Origin of the sequence: Streptomyces durocortorensis (genome assembly GCF_016901035.1) — a bacterium.
Lineage (GTDB): Bacteria > Actinomycetota > Actinomycetes > Streptomycetales > Streptomycetaceae > Streptomyces > Streptomyces durocortorensis.
Genome location: NZ_JAFEUF010000001.1, coordinates 51,946 through 65,554, shown reverse-complemented (window position 1 = coordinate 65,554; position 13,609 = coordinate 51,946). Strand labels below are relative to the sequence as shown.

General features: G+C 69.1%; 13 protein-coding genes. 7 read left to right on the top strand and 6 right to left on the bottom strand.

Annotated elements, in window-relative coordinates; genetic code table 11:
• Window positions 1–138: 138 nt before the first annotated feature.
• Window positions 139–459 carry a hypothetical protein gene (locus tag JS521_RS00265; RefSeq protein ID WP_205080688.1) on the bottom strand — a complete coding sequence of 107 codons (321 nt, stop codon included), beginning with the start codon at window positions 457–459 and terminating at the stop codon, window positions 139–141.
• Between the two features lie 229 nt (window positions 460–688).
• Between JS521_RS00265 and JS521_RS00260 the strand changes: the two genes are divergently transcribed.
• Window positions 689–1,042 carry an SPDY domain-containing protein gene (locus JS521_RS00260; RefSeq protein ID WP_205080687.1) on the top strand — a complete coding sequence of 118 codons (354 nt, stop codon included), beginning with the start codon at window positions 689–691 and terminating at the stop codon, window positions 1,040–1,042.
• A 92-nt stretch (window positions 1,043–1,134) separates the two neighbouring features.
• The gene (locus tag JS521_RS00255; RefSeq protein ID WP_205080686.1) at window positions 1,135–1,983 is read left to right on the top strand and encodes an SPDY domain-containing protein; all 849 of its coding nucleotides are present in this window, start codon (window positions 1,135–1,137) and stop codon (window positions 1,981–1,983) included.
• Between the two features lie 171 nt (window positions 1,984–2,154).
• Here JS521_RS00255 and JS521_RS00250 read toward each other — a convergent pair whose 3' ends face one another.
• Window positions 2,155–3,894 carry a relaxase/mobilization nuclease domain-containing protein gene (locus tag JS521_RS00250; protein WP_205080685.1) on the bottom strand — a complete coding sequence of 580 codons (1,740 nt, stop codon included), beginning with the start codon at window positions 3,892–3,894 and terminating at the stop codon, window positions 2,155–2,157.
• Window positions 3,891–4,406, bottom strand: a complete 516-nt coding sequence (locus tag JS521_RS00245; RefSeq protein WP_307847717.1) for a plasmid mobilization protein — start codon at window positions 4,404–4,406, stop codon at window positions 3,891–3,893. The genes JS521_RS00250 and JS521_RS00245 overlap by 4 nt, the downstream gene beginning before the upstream one ends.
• Window positions 4,407–5,208: 802 nt before the next feature.
• Between JS521_RS00245 and JS521_RS37425 the strand changes: the two genes are divergently transcribed.
• Window positions 5,209–5,442 carry a hypothetical protein gene (locus JS521_RS37425; RefSeq protein ID WP_205080684.1) on the top strand — a complete coding sequence of 78 codons (234 nt, stop codon included), beginning with the start codon at window positions 5,209–5,211 and terminating at the stop codon, window positions 5,440–5,442.
• Window positions 5,443–5,505: 63 nt separating this feature from the next.
• A complete protein-coding gene (locus JS521_RS37420) occupies window positions 5,506–5,757 on the top strand; it encodes a hypothetical protein (RefSeq protein WP_205080683.1) in 252 nt (83 codons plus the stop codon).
• Between the two features lie 508 nt (window positions 5,758–6,265).
• On the opposite strand, the gene JS521_RS00230 is transcribed toward JS521_RS37420, so the two are convergent.
• Both JS521_RS00230 and JS521_RS00225 read right to left on the bottom strand, forming a co-directional pair.
• Entirely contained in the window at window positions 6,266–6,964 is a 699-nt protein-coding gene (locus JS521_RS00230) for an ATP-binding protein (RefSeq protein WP_185299961.1), read from the bottom strand.
• Entirely contained in the window at window positions 6,961–7,878 is a 918-nt protein-coding gene (locus tag JS521_RS00225) for a hypothetical protein (RefSeq protein WP_205080682.1), read from the bottom strand. Before JS521_RS00225 ends, JS521_RS00230 begins: the two co-directional genes overlap by 4 nt.
• Before the next feature lie 625 nt (window positions 7,879–8,503).
• Between JS521_RS00225 and JS521_RS00220 the strand changes: the two genes are divergently transcribed.
• The 3 genes from JS521_RS00220 (at window position 8,504) to JS521_RS00210 (ending at window position 10,859) form a co-directional block, all read left to right on the top strand.
• Window positions 8,504–8,755 (top strand): helix-turn-helix domain-containing protein, encoded by a 252-nt coding sequence (locus JS521_RS00220; RefSeq protein WP_032791520.1) that lies wholly within the window; start codon window positions 8,504–8,506, stop codon window positions 8,753–8,755.
• 196 nt (window positions 8,756–8,951) lie between these two features.
• Window positions 8,952–9,305, top strand: a complete 354-nt coding sequence (locus JS521_RS00215) for a helix-turn-helix domain-containing protein (protein WP_205080681.1) — start codon at window positions 8,952–8,954, stop codon at window positions 9,303–9,305.
• Between the two features lie 30 nt (window positions 9,306–9,335).
• Window positions 9,336–10,859, top strand: a complete 1,524-nt coding sequence (locus tag JS521_RS00210) for a LacI family DNA-binding transcriptional regulator (RefSeq protein WP_205080680.1) — start codon at window positions 9,336–9,338, stop codon at window positions 10,857–10,859.
• Window positions 10,860–11,071: 212 nt separating this feature from the next.
• Here the strand turns inward: JS521_RS00210 and JS521_RS00205 are convergent, their stop codons facing one another.
• Window positions 11,072–13,438 (bottom strand): hypothetical protein, encoded by a 2,367-nt coding sequence (locus JS521_RS00205; RefSeq protein ID WP_205080679.1) that lies wholly within the window; start codon window positions 13,436–13,438, stop codon window positions 11,072–11,074.
• Between the last annotated feature and the right edge of the window lie 171 nt (window positions 13,439–13,609).

Sequence of the window (13,609 nt, the reverse complement as noted above, 5' to 3'; positions counted from 1 at the left end):
CCGTTCCCGGCGCCCTTAGCCTTCCCACCCCCGCCCCCGTTGGTACCCCCTGTGCCACCCCCCGGGGCCCCCCCCCCCCTGTCGGCCCGGGTTGCCGCCCCCCTCCCCCCCCCCCCCCCCCCGGGGGCCGCCGCTCATCTACGGGCGCCCCCGCCCCGCCCCCCCCCCCCCCCGGGCCGCGATGTGCTCGGCGAGTGCGCGGACCGCGTCCTCGGCGGCGAAGTACAGCACCTGATCCAGGTCCTGTGTGACGAAGACCTCCCGGTAGGGCCCGATGTGGCCGCGCACCGTGCCATCTTCGTCCAGGACCAAAAAGAGACGACCGTGCCGCTCGCCCACGTGCTGCTCGTACTGGTCGGGTGAGGTGCCGGTGGGCGGGAGCATCGCGTCGTCGAGCACGTCGGAGCCCGCAGCCACCTGGTGCCAGGCTCGTTTGAGTGTGTACGCCGATATCTGCATGGGCGTCAGTATGCGACCGGGCACTGACACGGTCGGCTGATCTGCGGCGGGCGACGCCAGCGGCGTTGTCGGCCTCGACCGGGTTGGATGACGGAGCGACTGGGGTCACTGTCAAAGGGCAAGTTCGCCGGGGGCAGACAGGAAAGAATCGCGAAGGACTGGCCAGAGAGTGCAGACGGATGTCAACGTAGACGACCTTCCGGAACCCCAGGTCAGAGAGGTATTCGCCGTGACCTTCGCATCCACGAGCTCCGGTTTCTCCACCGCCGTCGAGTCCCTGAAAGTGCGCACCTGGCAGCTTGGCCCGGGCCAGCCCACGCTCGTGATGGATAAGTTCTCTGCCGAGGATTTCCACATGGTTGTGGACGACCGTGCTGACGTCCACGTCAATTCGAAGGACGGCCGGTTCTACTTGGGCTGGTTTCCGCTCGGCCGCCCTGGGGGTGACGGCGAAGGCTGGAAGATCGCCGTCACCGGTACTACGAAGGTGCCTGGCTACAGCATCTCCTTTGACGCCGAGACGCCGGCCGACATCGTCGCCGCCACTGTGACGCGCGTGCTGGAAACCGCCCTTCCTCGGTAGGCAGGGCAGTCGGCGTCAGCCGACCCGGCGCCGCCTGGCTCATGGACGGGTGGCGATTCGAACCCGTCAGCCGACTACCCGGAAGCAAGACGATGTCAGTAGCCCCGTACCCAGCCCTTGGAGGCGCCCTGTATCCCAACCCTCAGCTCAACCCGTCCACCCCGAACCAGGGCGCACTGCCTGCGTACTGGGTCGGCCCCCGGCACCTGGCCGGCGACGACGGATGTCTCTACGACGTCGTCGCGGACACTCTCGCCGGCTTCTGCTGGACAAGCCTGACAACCGTCCGCGGGCGACGTGAGCTCGACGAGTCGCTGGAGGACCTGCAGGTCCTGCGCAGCACCGTCCTGCACATCAGTCCCGACGCCCGTCGGTGGGCTCAGTGGACGCTATCGGACGAGCCGTTTCACCTCGGTGGGCTGCCGATCGCGTGGCAGATCTCTGCCCGCTCGGATGCGGGCAGGTCGCTCGCGGACTGGTCCGCCTACTTCACCTCCGGCATCCCCGGCGAGGCCATCGCCGACTTCCTTCTCGCGCTCGATGTATGCGGTGAGCCCACCGACGCGGCCGCCGGTCCCGAGACCGTTCTCGATGCGGCGTCCGCGCATGGTTGGCTCCGCGACGCTGACCAACCGCATGCGGCGGCGATGCATCCCACCTTCACCTCACGCCTCGGTCTTGGCGAGCTGCCACCGCTCATCCAGGATGCCGATCCCTGTGCCCTGATCGTCGAGGGCGATGTGCCGGGGGTGGCAGGTTGGCAGGCGTGGGCCGAGCTCGGCGCGGGTGCTCCGTGCTTGTGGGCTGCGTCGTTCAGTTCCAGCGTGCCGCACGGCCTCGTTGCCGCGTTCACCTCCTCGCTCAGCTCCACCGCACCGGTTCTACGCCGGGTGTTGCCGGAGAGCTCACGGGACCGGCTCCTGTGTGCCCCTGCCTGCTGAGCAGTACTCCCGCGCGATGAAGCCGGGCCCCCGTTCGGGAGGCCCGGCTTCGCGCTGCAGCGGCAGCTTCTGTGTCTGGCGGACAGTTACTGGGGCGGGCTGGCGCATGTGCTGGATGCGGTGTCAGCAGTAACCGGCGATCGTCGGCTACGCTGCGCCCGCTTTTCCGGGTCAGGGCCGACAGCTGGAGTGGTTCGCTGCCCTGGCCGCCGGTGGTGTGGCGGGGTTTGACGGCGAGGCGCGTCGGTTGTCTCGGGCGGACGTCGCCGGAGGGCTTTCGGGTGCGGCAGGCAGATGGGCGCTTCGGCGCAGGCGCCAGACGAGGACGTCGCTGATGGAGTCGGCGGTGTCGAGCTCGCGACGGTGGGTGGCTTCGGCGAGCAGTGCGGCCGGGTCGTGGCCGGCCTGCCGGGCGTCGGCGAGTGTGGCAGACAGGGCGGGCCAGCCGGGTTCGGCCTGGATTCGGTCGGCGAGCTCCGGCAGCACCTGGTGCAGGAGATCGGCGTGCCGCTGACGGATCCGCGGCGTCAGACGCTGGCCACGCTGGCGCAGGGCGTCGATGGGGTGGGCTGCGGCGGCCTGGTAGGCGGCGCGCAGGTGTTCGGCGGCTTGTCGGGCCGCGGCGGCTTGCTGGCCGTGGTGCTTCCTGGCGTGCCAGTTGGCCGCAGTGATCGCGAGGAAGACGGCCATGTCGATGACCATTGCCGTGGTGGCTCCGTCTTCGCCGCGGCCGAGGGCGGGGCCGCTGTGGACGAGATCGTGGGCGGCCTGTCGCAGGGCGTGGTCATGCCCGCGTACGGCACGGATGTGGGAGCGGCTGGCCCGCTCGAACGCGTTGGCAGCCTGCCGGAGTTCAGCGCGGGTGTGGGCGGCAGAGGTCTTGGCGAGTGCGTCCAGGACTTCTCCCGCCGCGGCGATCTGCGCTGCTGCCATGCCGTCGTCACCGTGATCGATGATCAGCAGAGCCTGCCAGGTGGCAGCCGCAGCCCGGCGCCGAGCGAACGCGGGGTGGGTCACCGGTGGCAGAGCGGGCTGCACCGGTTCACGCTCGCCCTCGGTGTCCGCCTCCGCGTGAAGGGCCCAGCGTTCGCGTATGCGAGGCAGGGACAGGTCGGGTGCGAGTGTGGAGCCGGCGTAGAAGACCGGCTCGTCGTCCTTGTTGCGGTCGTCAGGCAGTGCGACCTTGTAGCCGAGCAGGTCGCCCGACGGTGCGATCCGCTTGCGGATCAGCAGACCGTCGGCGGCCAGACGGTCGAAGAACTCATCCGTGGAGGCACCGCCGGCCGAGGCAGTGCGTACGGTCTCGCGTAGCTTCTCCCTCGCCGTGCGGTCTTGCCCTTGGCGTTCGGCCTTGTGGCGCTCGGCGCTGGTGGGGCGCTTGGCCGCAGTGCCGTCGCCGGGGGCGACACGGTGCAGGTCGTAGTCGGCTTCGATGAGGCGGGCAGCGGCCTGTGCGCGTTGGCCGGAGCGGTGGTGGTCGGGGCGGCGGCCGTCCTCGCGTACGAGGGTGGCGATGATATGGATGTGGTCGTCGGCGTGGCGGACGGCGGCCCACCGGCATCCGGCGTCGTCCACGCCGCCGGGGTCGATGCCGGTGGCGGCCACGATGCGTCGCGCGATGTCGCCCCACTCCTCGTCGCTGAGAATGCGGTCGGTGCCTGCGGCGCGTACGGAGCAGTGCCACACGTGCTGGTCGGGTCGCTGGGCTTCGTCGAGCAGGTGCAGTGGCTGGTCGAGAAGCCGCTGGAGATCCTCTTTCGTCGCGGAGGGGTCGCGGCCGGGGTCGGGTGCCATGGAGTCGAAGGAGGCGACCAGGTGCGGGTCGACGTGCTCTTCGCGGGTGCCTTTGCCGTAGAGGTAGTTGAGCAGCCCGCAAGTGCTGCTGCCTTGCTTGTGGATGCGGGGGATCAAGCGGTCTCGTCTTTCTGCCGGTTGTTGATCCGCTCGACGGCTGCCCTGGTCGCGGTGGCCGCGTGGCGGACGGCGGCGAGGGTCTCCTCAATGCGGGCGATATCGCCGCCGGAGTTGAGGGCCTTGGCCATCTGGTTGAGGTTGCTGCCGGCCCAGCCGAGCTTGCGTCCGGTGGCGAAGAGCTCGGTGAGGATGTCCTGGTCGGCGGCGATGGTTGCGGCGGTGCGGGTCTGGTCGCGGGCGGCGGCCAAGGCGGAGTGGGCGAGGAACCCGGCGACGCTCATGCCGACGGCGTCGGCGCCGGCCTGGATGACTGTGTGTTCGCGTTCGTTGAGGCGGACGCTCTGGGCGGGACGCTGCTTCTTGTCGCGCGGTCGCGATTTTCCCTTGGGGCGGCGCTTGCGGACGGCCGTAGTCGGATGCGATCCGCCCCCGGTCGCAGCCTTTCCGTCCGGCGCCCCCTGGCGCTGGTCGGACCCCGCCACCCCCGGGGCGGGGCTGGGTTCGGACACTCCCCCTGCGGGGGAGTGTCCGAACCTCCAACTTGCTCCGCTTTGGGTTGGCGTGAGGTGGGTCGCGTTCCGATGCACGGGGCTGTTGGGGTACGAATCCTGTATGGAGATCAGCTCCTGGTAGGGGAGGGGAGAGCGCACCAGGCCGACGAACGGGCAGCAGCCCAGCCTCCCGCTGGTTCGAGTGGGAGAGCACGGGGGAGGGCCGTGCGTGCCTGGCGTAGCGGTGCGAATGAGGTGGGCCGTGGACCAGACGGAGTGGCTGGTCCACGGGCCCCCGTGCGGGCGTCCGGGGGGGGGGGGGGGGGGGGGGGGGGGCCCCCGGGGGGCCCCCCCCCGCCGGGGGGGGCGGGGGGGGGGGGGGGGGGGGGCGGGGGGTGGTGTGTGGGGGGGGCCGCGGCCTCGCGGCGGGGGGGCCCCCCCCCGGCCCCCGGGGGGGGGGGGGGGGGGGGCCCGGTATTCCGGGCCCCCCCGTCGGGATGCCGCTCTTGGCGTCCGGCTCTGCGGCGAGGAGGGCCTTGAGTTCGGTGAGACGGTCTTCGGAGATGGTGAGCTCGGCCGCGCGAATGGCGTTCCGCAGCACGGCGCGAGTGGCTGTTCCGTGCGTAGCGATAGCCCGGCGGCCGATCGCGAGCAGTTCTTCCATTTCGGCGCCGGGAGGACGCCCGTAGCGTTGCGCGGCGGGGACGTCGACCTCGGGGGCCGGCTCGGTGTTCTCGCGAGTGGGGGCCGAATCGTGCAGGGGAAGTCGGTTCTGCACGGATCGAGGAGGCAGCAGCTCGGAGGGAGGGCGGGAGGTGGGGTGTTCCGTGGCTTCCTCGCGCTGCAAGGCGTGATCGGCACTCGGCTGGTCGCGCCGGAGCGTCGTTGTCTCGCCGCGATGCGGCGTGCCCCCATCCAAGGGGGAATCAGTCCAAGGCGATGCGAGTTCGATGGTGGCCAGCGCTGCCGCGTGACGGCGGACGGCAAGCTGCTGCAGCAGCACTTCGCGTTGCTGCTGGTCGATGCCCACCGCGGATTGGGCGATGGCCTGTGAAAGCCGTCGTGAAGTGCGCCGACCTCGCCAGCCGGCGCGCTGCTTCTGAGTTCGCTCCGCGAGATGAGAGGCCAGGGCGACGGCCTTGCGGGTGGCCCGGTCGCGGGTGATCTGCGCGGCATCACGATCGCGTGCGGCGATACCGAGGCGGGAGAGAAGGCGCTCACGTGCTTCGCGCCCGACCCGGGCGAGCACGCTGTGGGAAGCGCCCTCGGGTGTGCGGATGCGCAGTTCGACGCCCATGGCCTGATGCCAGAGCAGGGCGGCCATGATCGGGCTGACGAAGGCTCGCACTGTGCCGCCGACCACGCCTGACTCGGCGTACGCGGGGATCACCTGTACAGCGGTGATCACCCAGGTCAGGGTTCCGGGCAGGCCGGGTGCCTGCTTTGGCCCGTGCAGGTTCTGCCGCGCGAGCAGCGCCGTGGCGAAGAGGGCGAGTTCGGCCGCGGCGAACATCGCGATGCGCTCGGTGGTACCGCTCATGTCCAGGTAGTCGGCGGCGAACCGCCAGCTGGTGTCGGCACTGTAGGCGGTACAGCCGAGTGCGGCGAGTGCGGCGACCCTGACCGCAGGCGTTCCGGGCTGGTGCTTGCTGCGGTTCCGGGTAGTGCGCCGACAGATCAGGAAGCCGACCAGCAGCATCGTGCAAGTGCCCAGGAGGGCGGTAAGCGTGAGAGACGTTGAGGTCCAGTGCCCGAATGCGGGCAGGGCGAGTGGCGTCATACAGGGGTTCTCCAGAGAGGCCCGCCGCGCCGTTTGGGCAGGCGTGGGCGCGGACGGGCGGCGTGGGCAAGGAGTGAGGGGGGTCGGCGCCGTGCGGTCAGGCGCGGGGCCGGCGTCTGCGGTCTGCGCCGGTGAGGACGACGGTCGTGGTCATCTCGGCGAGACGGGAGGCGACGCGGTCGCCGACGGCGTCGCGCAGCGCGGCGGTCGGCAGATTGGTCGTGAGGAGCGTGGGGAGTAGATCGGTGTAGCGGCGGTTGATCAGCCGGTACGTGATCTCCTCGGTCCACTCCGATTGCTTGGCCGCGCCGAGGTCGTCCAGGATCAGCAGCGGGCAGGTGCTGAGAGTGGCGAGGTCTCGCTCGGCGTCGTGGCCGGCGCGTGGGCGCAGGCGGGCGTACAAGTCGGCCGTAGTGGCGGCTTCCCACCGCAGTCGCACTCCGGCGGTCAGTAGCGATCGCACCGCGCCGTACGCCTGGTGCGTCTTGCCGGTGCCGGTGGGGCCGGCGATCAGCAGGGACGGTCCGAGCGCGATGCCCCGGGTGCCGCTCGGGCCGGGCCGCGCGGCGAGGGCCACTTCGTCAACCCAGGCGGCAACCTGCTCGTGACCGGCGAGGGCGTCGCGGTAGCGAGGTGGGATGCGTGCCTCGGCCAGTTCCAGTGCGGTCACCCGCTCCGAGGGCGCCTCGGCGGGGGCGGCGGTCGCGTCAATGCCCCGGTCGGTGAGGATCGTGTCGAGGCGGGCTGCCAGGGAGCTGATGCGCTGCGGTTCTCGGCTGGTGGTGGCTGTGGTCACAGCTGGCCTCCGTAGGCCGCCTCGACGTCAGCGGAGGCCGGGTTGGTCCACGCGCGGTGCGGGGCTGCAGCTGCCGGAGGGGTGTTCATTGCCTCGTTGACCAGGCTCGGCAGCAGGTTCGCGGACAGGCCCTTGGCCCGCATGCGGCTCATCCCGGCGCGGATGTGCTCGGCCGAGATGCCTTCGCCGAGCAGTTTGCCGGTCATCTTGCCGAGGCGGCCCAGTACGTCGCTGGGCGGGCGGTGTTCGCAGGAGGCGACGTACTCGCCGACCAGGTCCCTGGCCGAGATCGACCCCGAGACGGTCGGTGGTGCGGGAGCGCTGGCGCTCCCCACCGGAGGTGATCCTAGATCCAGGATCCTAGGTCCTAGATCCGGAACCTGATCCCTCACCGCCATCTCCCGGCGTTGTGGTGAGGGCTCACTGAAATTGCCCTGACCTGCAACTTCCCGGTTCACGGACGGCTCGCTGCATTCACCGGACCCCTCAGGTGCTCCACGGTGAGGGCTCACGGCATGTTCACGGAGGACACCGTGAACAGGTGTGGCCGACTCGGTAGACCGGCTTCCCTGATGACGCGGGCAGGACGGGCAGCGACTGCCGCTCGGTCGGTTGATCTTCTGGTGGCGGGCCCAGGTGACGATGTGCAGGTAGCGCTTGCCGTCGTCACCCTCGTACCGGCAGACCAGACCGGCGCCGTCGAGCTGTGTGAGGTCGTCCTCGACCTCCAGGGGGCCGTGTTCGGGGCGGAGGGACCACAGGGCGCCGGCGATGACAGCGGCCTGGTCGCGGAAGCGGCCGTGGTCGTCTGCCTGGGTGAGGAGGCCGAAGAAGGTCCGCTCGGCGTGGACGCTCACCGCGGCGAGCGACTCGGAGATGAAGGCTTCCGGCTTGATCGTGCGTATCCGCGCCATACCTATCGCCCCGCCTTCGTGGGCAGAGCAGGCGACTTCGGCGACGAGGATGCGACTACGGCCGCGAGGGCTGTAGCTTGTTGGGGCATAGACGGTTCCTCACCCGGTGGCGTTGTGACCGCCACCGTCTTGATCGTTCAGGTACGGGCGATATCGGTAGGGACTCCCTGACCCCCGGCCTTGGCCCGCCGGGGGTTTTCATGTGCTCGGAGTCGCAAGGTGTTCCGGGTGCATGGCCAAGACAGCCACACCCTCCCCGCACAAGTCCAGCATTCCGCCGAGAAAGCAAACAGCTCTCGGCGAACGCGTCGTGCGCGGCTTCCCTGTAACGGTAGACCCGAATTAGCGGTTGACCTAGAAGCGGCACAAATGGGGCGTCTGGTGAAACGCCGTCTGCCTGCATTGGCGATCGGTCTGACGTGACCGTGTGATGCAACGACCCACGTCAGGTCAGTCGGAGGCGGTGCGCCTCCCGGATGAGCATAGGGATTTGGTCAGCGGCGGATTCCGGTCTATGTTGCGTCGCTCGCGGGATCCAGGGGACCCAGATCTGACAAAAAAGACGTGGAACATAGCAGCAGATCGCCGGTTACCCAAACCGGCAATGCGGAGCTACAACAGACGCATGCCTGAAATCCCCCTGGGAATTGGTCCGGCCGGCGTGCTGACCGCCCAAGCCATTACCCGATCCCGCGCAGCGCGCGGATTCGCTCAGCGCCAGCTGGCCGAAAGGGTGACCGCGCTCGGCCGCCCCATGACCATCACGATGCTGTCCCGCATCGAATGCCGGCAGCGCCGCTGCGACGTCGACGACCTCGTCGCCATCGCAGCCGCCCTCGACGTCTCGCCGCTCACGCTGCTCGCCGAGACGAGTTAGCGAAGCCCTCGCAGCGCTGTCCGGGTGGGCCAACACCCAGCATCGTCCGCTCACATCACCTCGCCCGTACCAAACGATCAACCGGCGCGTCACGGGTCACACCACCGCGCCAGAGAAGGAATCCCCTTGCGCCAAGAGGCCATTCCCCCTGCCTCGTCGCCCTTCCGCCGCCGGACCGCGAAGGAGGCGATCCCGCGTGGCTGAGCAAACAGGCGCCGAGGTCGCACCGGCCCGCCTCTACCGCCCCGACGAGGTCGCCGCCGTACTCGGCTGCTCCGCCTGGTGGGTCAAGGACCGCGCCCGCCGTCGCCAGATCCCCTTCGCCCGAGTGGGTCGTGCCTACCGCTTCACCGCCGCCCATCTCGCCGAGATCATCCGCCTCCACGAAGAGCGACCGACCGTCGCTGCGCGGCCACCGTCCCCCGGTGCCCAGCTTGCGGCGGCCCCAGCCCGACGTTCCAGCGCCCCCGGGTCGGGTGCATCCTCCGGCCGCCTGCGCGCCAGGCCGCCGCGCCGATCCGACCGAGCCGCATTCGACACCGCCGCGTAGAACGCCGCACCGAAGAGGAAGGAAACGTACTTGGGTTTCGCGGAGAAGCGCGGAAGCTACTGGCGTGCCCGATATAAGACCGCTCCCGGCAAGCACCTCACGGTCGTCGACGAGCAAGGCAAGACGATCAAGTTCGCCACCAAGGGCGAGGCCCAACGCTCAGCGAGCGAGGCCGAGAACAAGTACCGACGCGGCGACTGGCGCGACCCCGCCCTGGGGCAGGAGACGTTCGGCGAGTACGCGAGCCGCTGGTACGAGGCCCAGGACCTGGCCGCCTCGACCATGCAGAACTACAAGCGCCACATCGAGGAGCACCTCCTCCCCGACTTCGAGGACCATGCGCTCGCCGGCATCCTGCGCTCGGACGTCGACCGGTGGGAGAAGAGAGAAAGGGCCCTGTACGCGGCCTCCAGCGTGAAGACCTGGCGCTCCACGTTCCACCTGATCTTCGAGGACGCGATCGACGAAGGTCTGATCACGTCGAACCCGGCGACCAGGCGACGTGGGCGGGGCAAGCGCGCGGGCCGCTCCCGTGACCGAGGCCCCGAGAAGGTCGTCACCGATCCGCTCGGCGTCCTGCTCACCGCCGAACGGGCAGCCCTGCTGTCCGGCCGCGACGACGAGTTCGTCGCCGTGGTCCTCAAGGGATACACCGGCATGCGATGGGGCGAAGTCGTCGGCCTGGAGACAGAGTTCGTCCGCGCCAGATCCGTCCGTGTCGAGTGGCAGCTGTACGAGCTCGACTCGGGTGAGATGGTGCGCTGCCCGCCCAAGGACGACAGCTATCGCACCCTCGACTCGATGGACTGGCTGTCCGCCCTGGTCGCCAACCACGTCGCCCGCACGAAGCCGACGCCCTGCCCCTGCCACGGCAGGACCTACGTCTTCCGTGGCCAAGGCGCGGCTCGTACCGGAGGGCACCAGGGCGCGAAGCTCGTCGACGTCGCACGCCGGGCTGAGGTCTCCACGGGAACGGTGTCCAACGTCCTCAACCACCCTGACCGCGTCGCCGACGCCACCCGCACACGGGTGGAGAGGGCCGTCAACGACCTCGGGTTCGTGCGTGGCGGAGTCGTGGCGGAACATGCGGCGCACTGGCGCAGGAACGGCTTCGGGACCTGGCTGTTCACCCCGGCGGTGTCAGGCTGGTACCCGAAGAAGGCCCCGCAAGAAGCGCGCCCCGTTCCCCTGCTCGGCGAGCCGTGGCCCGGCGTGCCAGTGCGGGGGCGCGGCGCCGGCAACCGGGCCGACGCCTGCTGGCTCCCGATCGCCAAGGGCCTCACACCCCACGGCCTGCGCCACACCCATAGAACCGTGATGGAAGACCTCGGTACCGAGAAGGTCCTCATGGACCAGCGCATGGGCCATATCGACGGCTCCGTATCTGCGCGCTACGCCCACGTCACTCCGGGCATGCGAAAGCGGCTCATGCACGGCCTGTCCGGACAGTGGGAGGCAGCTCTCGACTCGCGGCTGGCCATGTGTCCTACGTCATCGGTGCGCGTGCTCCGCGACCTTCTGTACGCACGCAGGCAAGCACGTGACCTGGAATAGCACCAGCTGTGCGCCTCTACCCCGTGGGGTAGAGGCGCACAGGCGCTTCGTCGTCGCTCGAAGGGCCTGGACCGCCCAGCGATCCTGACCACGCCGAGGGGACTTGGGGGCGCTCGATTCCTTCGGTTGCGAGTCAGGGACGGTGTGATCCCAGCACCGATCCTTACCCGTTTTGCTGTCGCGGGGAAACTTGAGCTACGAGCGTTTGCTGGTCAGCCCAAGACCATCTCCTCGGAATCGTCACATTCCGAGATGTCCCCCTCTGAGGCACGAGCCTCTACCGTCCTGCGCCGTAGGTTCTCTACGTCAGTCAGAATGCCGACCAGCAGGTTGTGCAACTCGTCCAGCTGGTCCACCGGGACGATCGGCGTGTGGTCCCCAACTTCCGGCTCAAGGGCATGCAAATGGTCGAGGGCGTCCCGGGCGCCCTGCACTCCGAGGTGTAGGGCCTCCCGATGTGTGGCGGCGCGCTGGCTGGGAGGCAGTGGAGCGCCTTCTGCGGGGTGAGGCTGGGCGGGGATGGTGGACAAAGCGCCCTCGGCCCCCTGCTCCGCCACCGGGTCTGTCGTTGTGACGGACTCCTCGTCGGTAGGGCCACTGGTAGTGGCGTCGCCGTCGGCCCGTGCAGTCTCATCGTCCGAAGAGGGGGTGGCCGGAACGAGAACCGTCACCGGACCAGTGATCAGTGGCTGTGGTACAGCCTGTGCCGCACGCTCCGGGGCCGAGGCCGCGACGACATCCCACTCGTAAAGGGGGATCGGCACACCATTGGCGTCGCGGGCGATGCGGTCCGGGGCATCGAGATCGGCCCTGAAGTGCACGTAAGGCGGCTCAGCGGACGTTGTCGACTCCTTGCCGGTCAGGCTCTGCTTGGGCACGGAGTTCTGTGGCAGGTCGTCACTGCGGAACGCATTGGCGGCGAGCGCGAGGGTCCACAGGCCAAGTTCGTTCGTTGGCCGCGAGAGTCCCTCGATGACCTTGTTCACGTCCGACCGGAAAGGGACGCCGCCCTTCTCCTTCTTGGCCCCTAGCGATGAGCCGACATTCCTGGTCAGGAGCTTGTCGGCGATCAGCGCGACACCGCCGGCCACAGCCAGGGTGCGTCGGGCGTCATCGTCGCCGTTCATGGCCAATGCGATCAGCTCGGTGAAATCGTCAGTGGGTTGCGGAGTCCAACCCTCGGTGACGTCCTTCGACAGCACACCACCGTTGTTCCATGCATTTCGGGCCTGCTTGGTGACGAGCTTCTTCTTCGCGCGCCAGGGCAGATCGATGATCGGACCGAGCAGCTCGCCGAACCCCTTCATGCTCATTCGCTGGCCGCCCTTGATGGCCTTGGCCTGGTCCTTGAGAAGCTCCAGGAGATCCGGCCGCGTCAGGGCGCTGACCAGGTAGATGGCACGCCAGAGAGCGGTCCCGGGAGGAGCCGGGTTACCTCCGAATAGCTGTGGGAGCTCGGCCACGGGGATGCGGCCGACGGCAAGCCCGTAGACCGCCTGGAGTTCGGCTGTGTTCCATCGCGGGTCGCCTTGCTGGATGATCCGCTTCAGGGCTCGGGTGACGACCTCGACATTTTGGGCCGCCGCGTCCCACTGCTTGAACTCGACGTGTACAGAAGCCAGTACTGAACGAATGGCGTCGTCAAAAATGTCCTCGGGAGACAGCACGCGGCCCTCGTGCCCCTCGACCCCGACGGCGATCTGCGCCGGAACGACGTAGGACTGGGCAATCTGAGCGGCCCGAAGCCCGGGCGTGGCCCCCTTCATCTCATCTTGGAATTCTTCCCGCAGTTCCTGCCGCCACTGAGCCCGGCTGGTTGCCAGACGCTGTCCGAGACCGGGGCCTGTAGACGTCCCTGCCGCAGAAGGGCTGCCGAGCAGTGCCTCGGTGGCCAGGGTGGCTACCGAGGCGGGGTCGGCCCCATGCCCGGCTAGGACCGCCCAGGCGCTGGCGAGTCGCGTGATGCCGTCACGGACGACGAGAAGGTGGATCGCCTCCGTACCGTCCTCGAAGACGATCTCGACAGGATGGGTGATCAGGTTGCGGGTGACGGAGCGTGTGAGGATGGAAGTCGCGTAGCTGTTCAGTGACAGCGTCGCGTGGATGGTCTGCCACACGTGGTTTCGAAGGTGGGCGAGGCTCTCGTAGCGGTACTGCACGATCGCACCGGGACGGCCCTCATGGATGATCCCGTGTACCTGCGGGTCGGGAACCTCCGATACCTCCATGCCAGTACGGGGCTGTGGACCGGGGAACAGTTCGCTCAGCAGGACACGGGTGACAACCGACCGCAGTGTCGCCCCTTCGACGTTTTCGATCATCAGGAGACCCGAGGGCTCGTCCGCCGTCGGGCGGAGCTGAACCGCCAATGCGTCGGGGCGAGTTGTTGCACGCGCTATGGCTCCCCATGAAGTGTCCGGCAGCCAGGTGCTCGGATTGGCCCGGCCTGCTGCGGTCACCACCTCGCCATGGCTGTCCGTCGAGTCGGCAGGGAGGTGGGGCGAGATGTTGGTTACCCGGATTGCGTCCGTCCCCCAGGGGACGTCGATGGAAAGGGAAGCGGGTTTGCCAGTGGTCATGGGCACAGATCTCCAATGTTGTGTCCAAATTGGTCTGCAGCGGTCATAGCGGAGGGGGGGGGGGGGGGGGGGGGGGCCCCCCCCGCGCGGCGGGGACTGATTTTTTTTGTGTTATAAAAAACCCCCCCCCCGCCCGCCGCGGGGGGCCGGCGGGGGGGGGGGGGGGGGGGG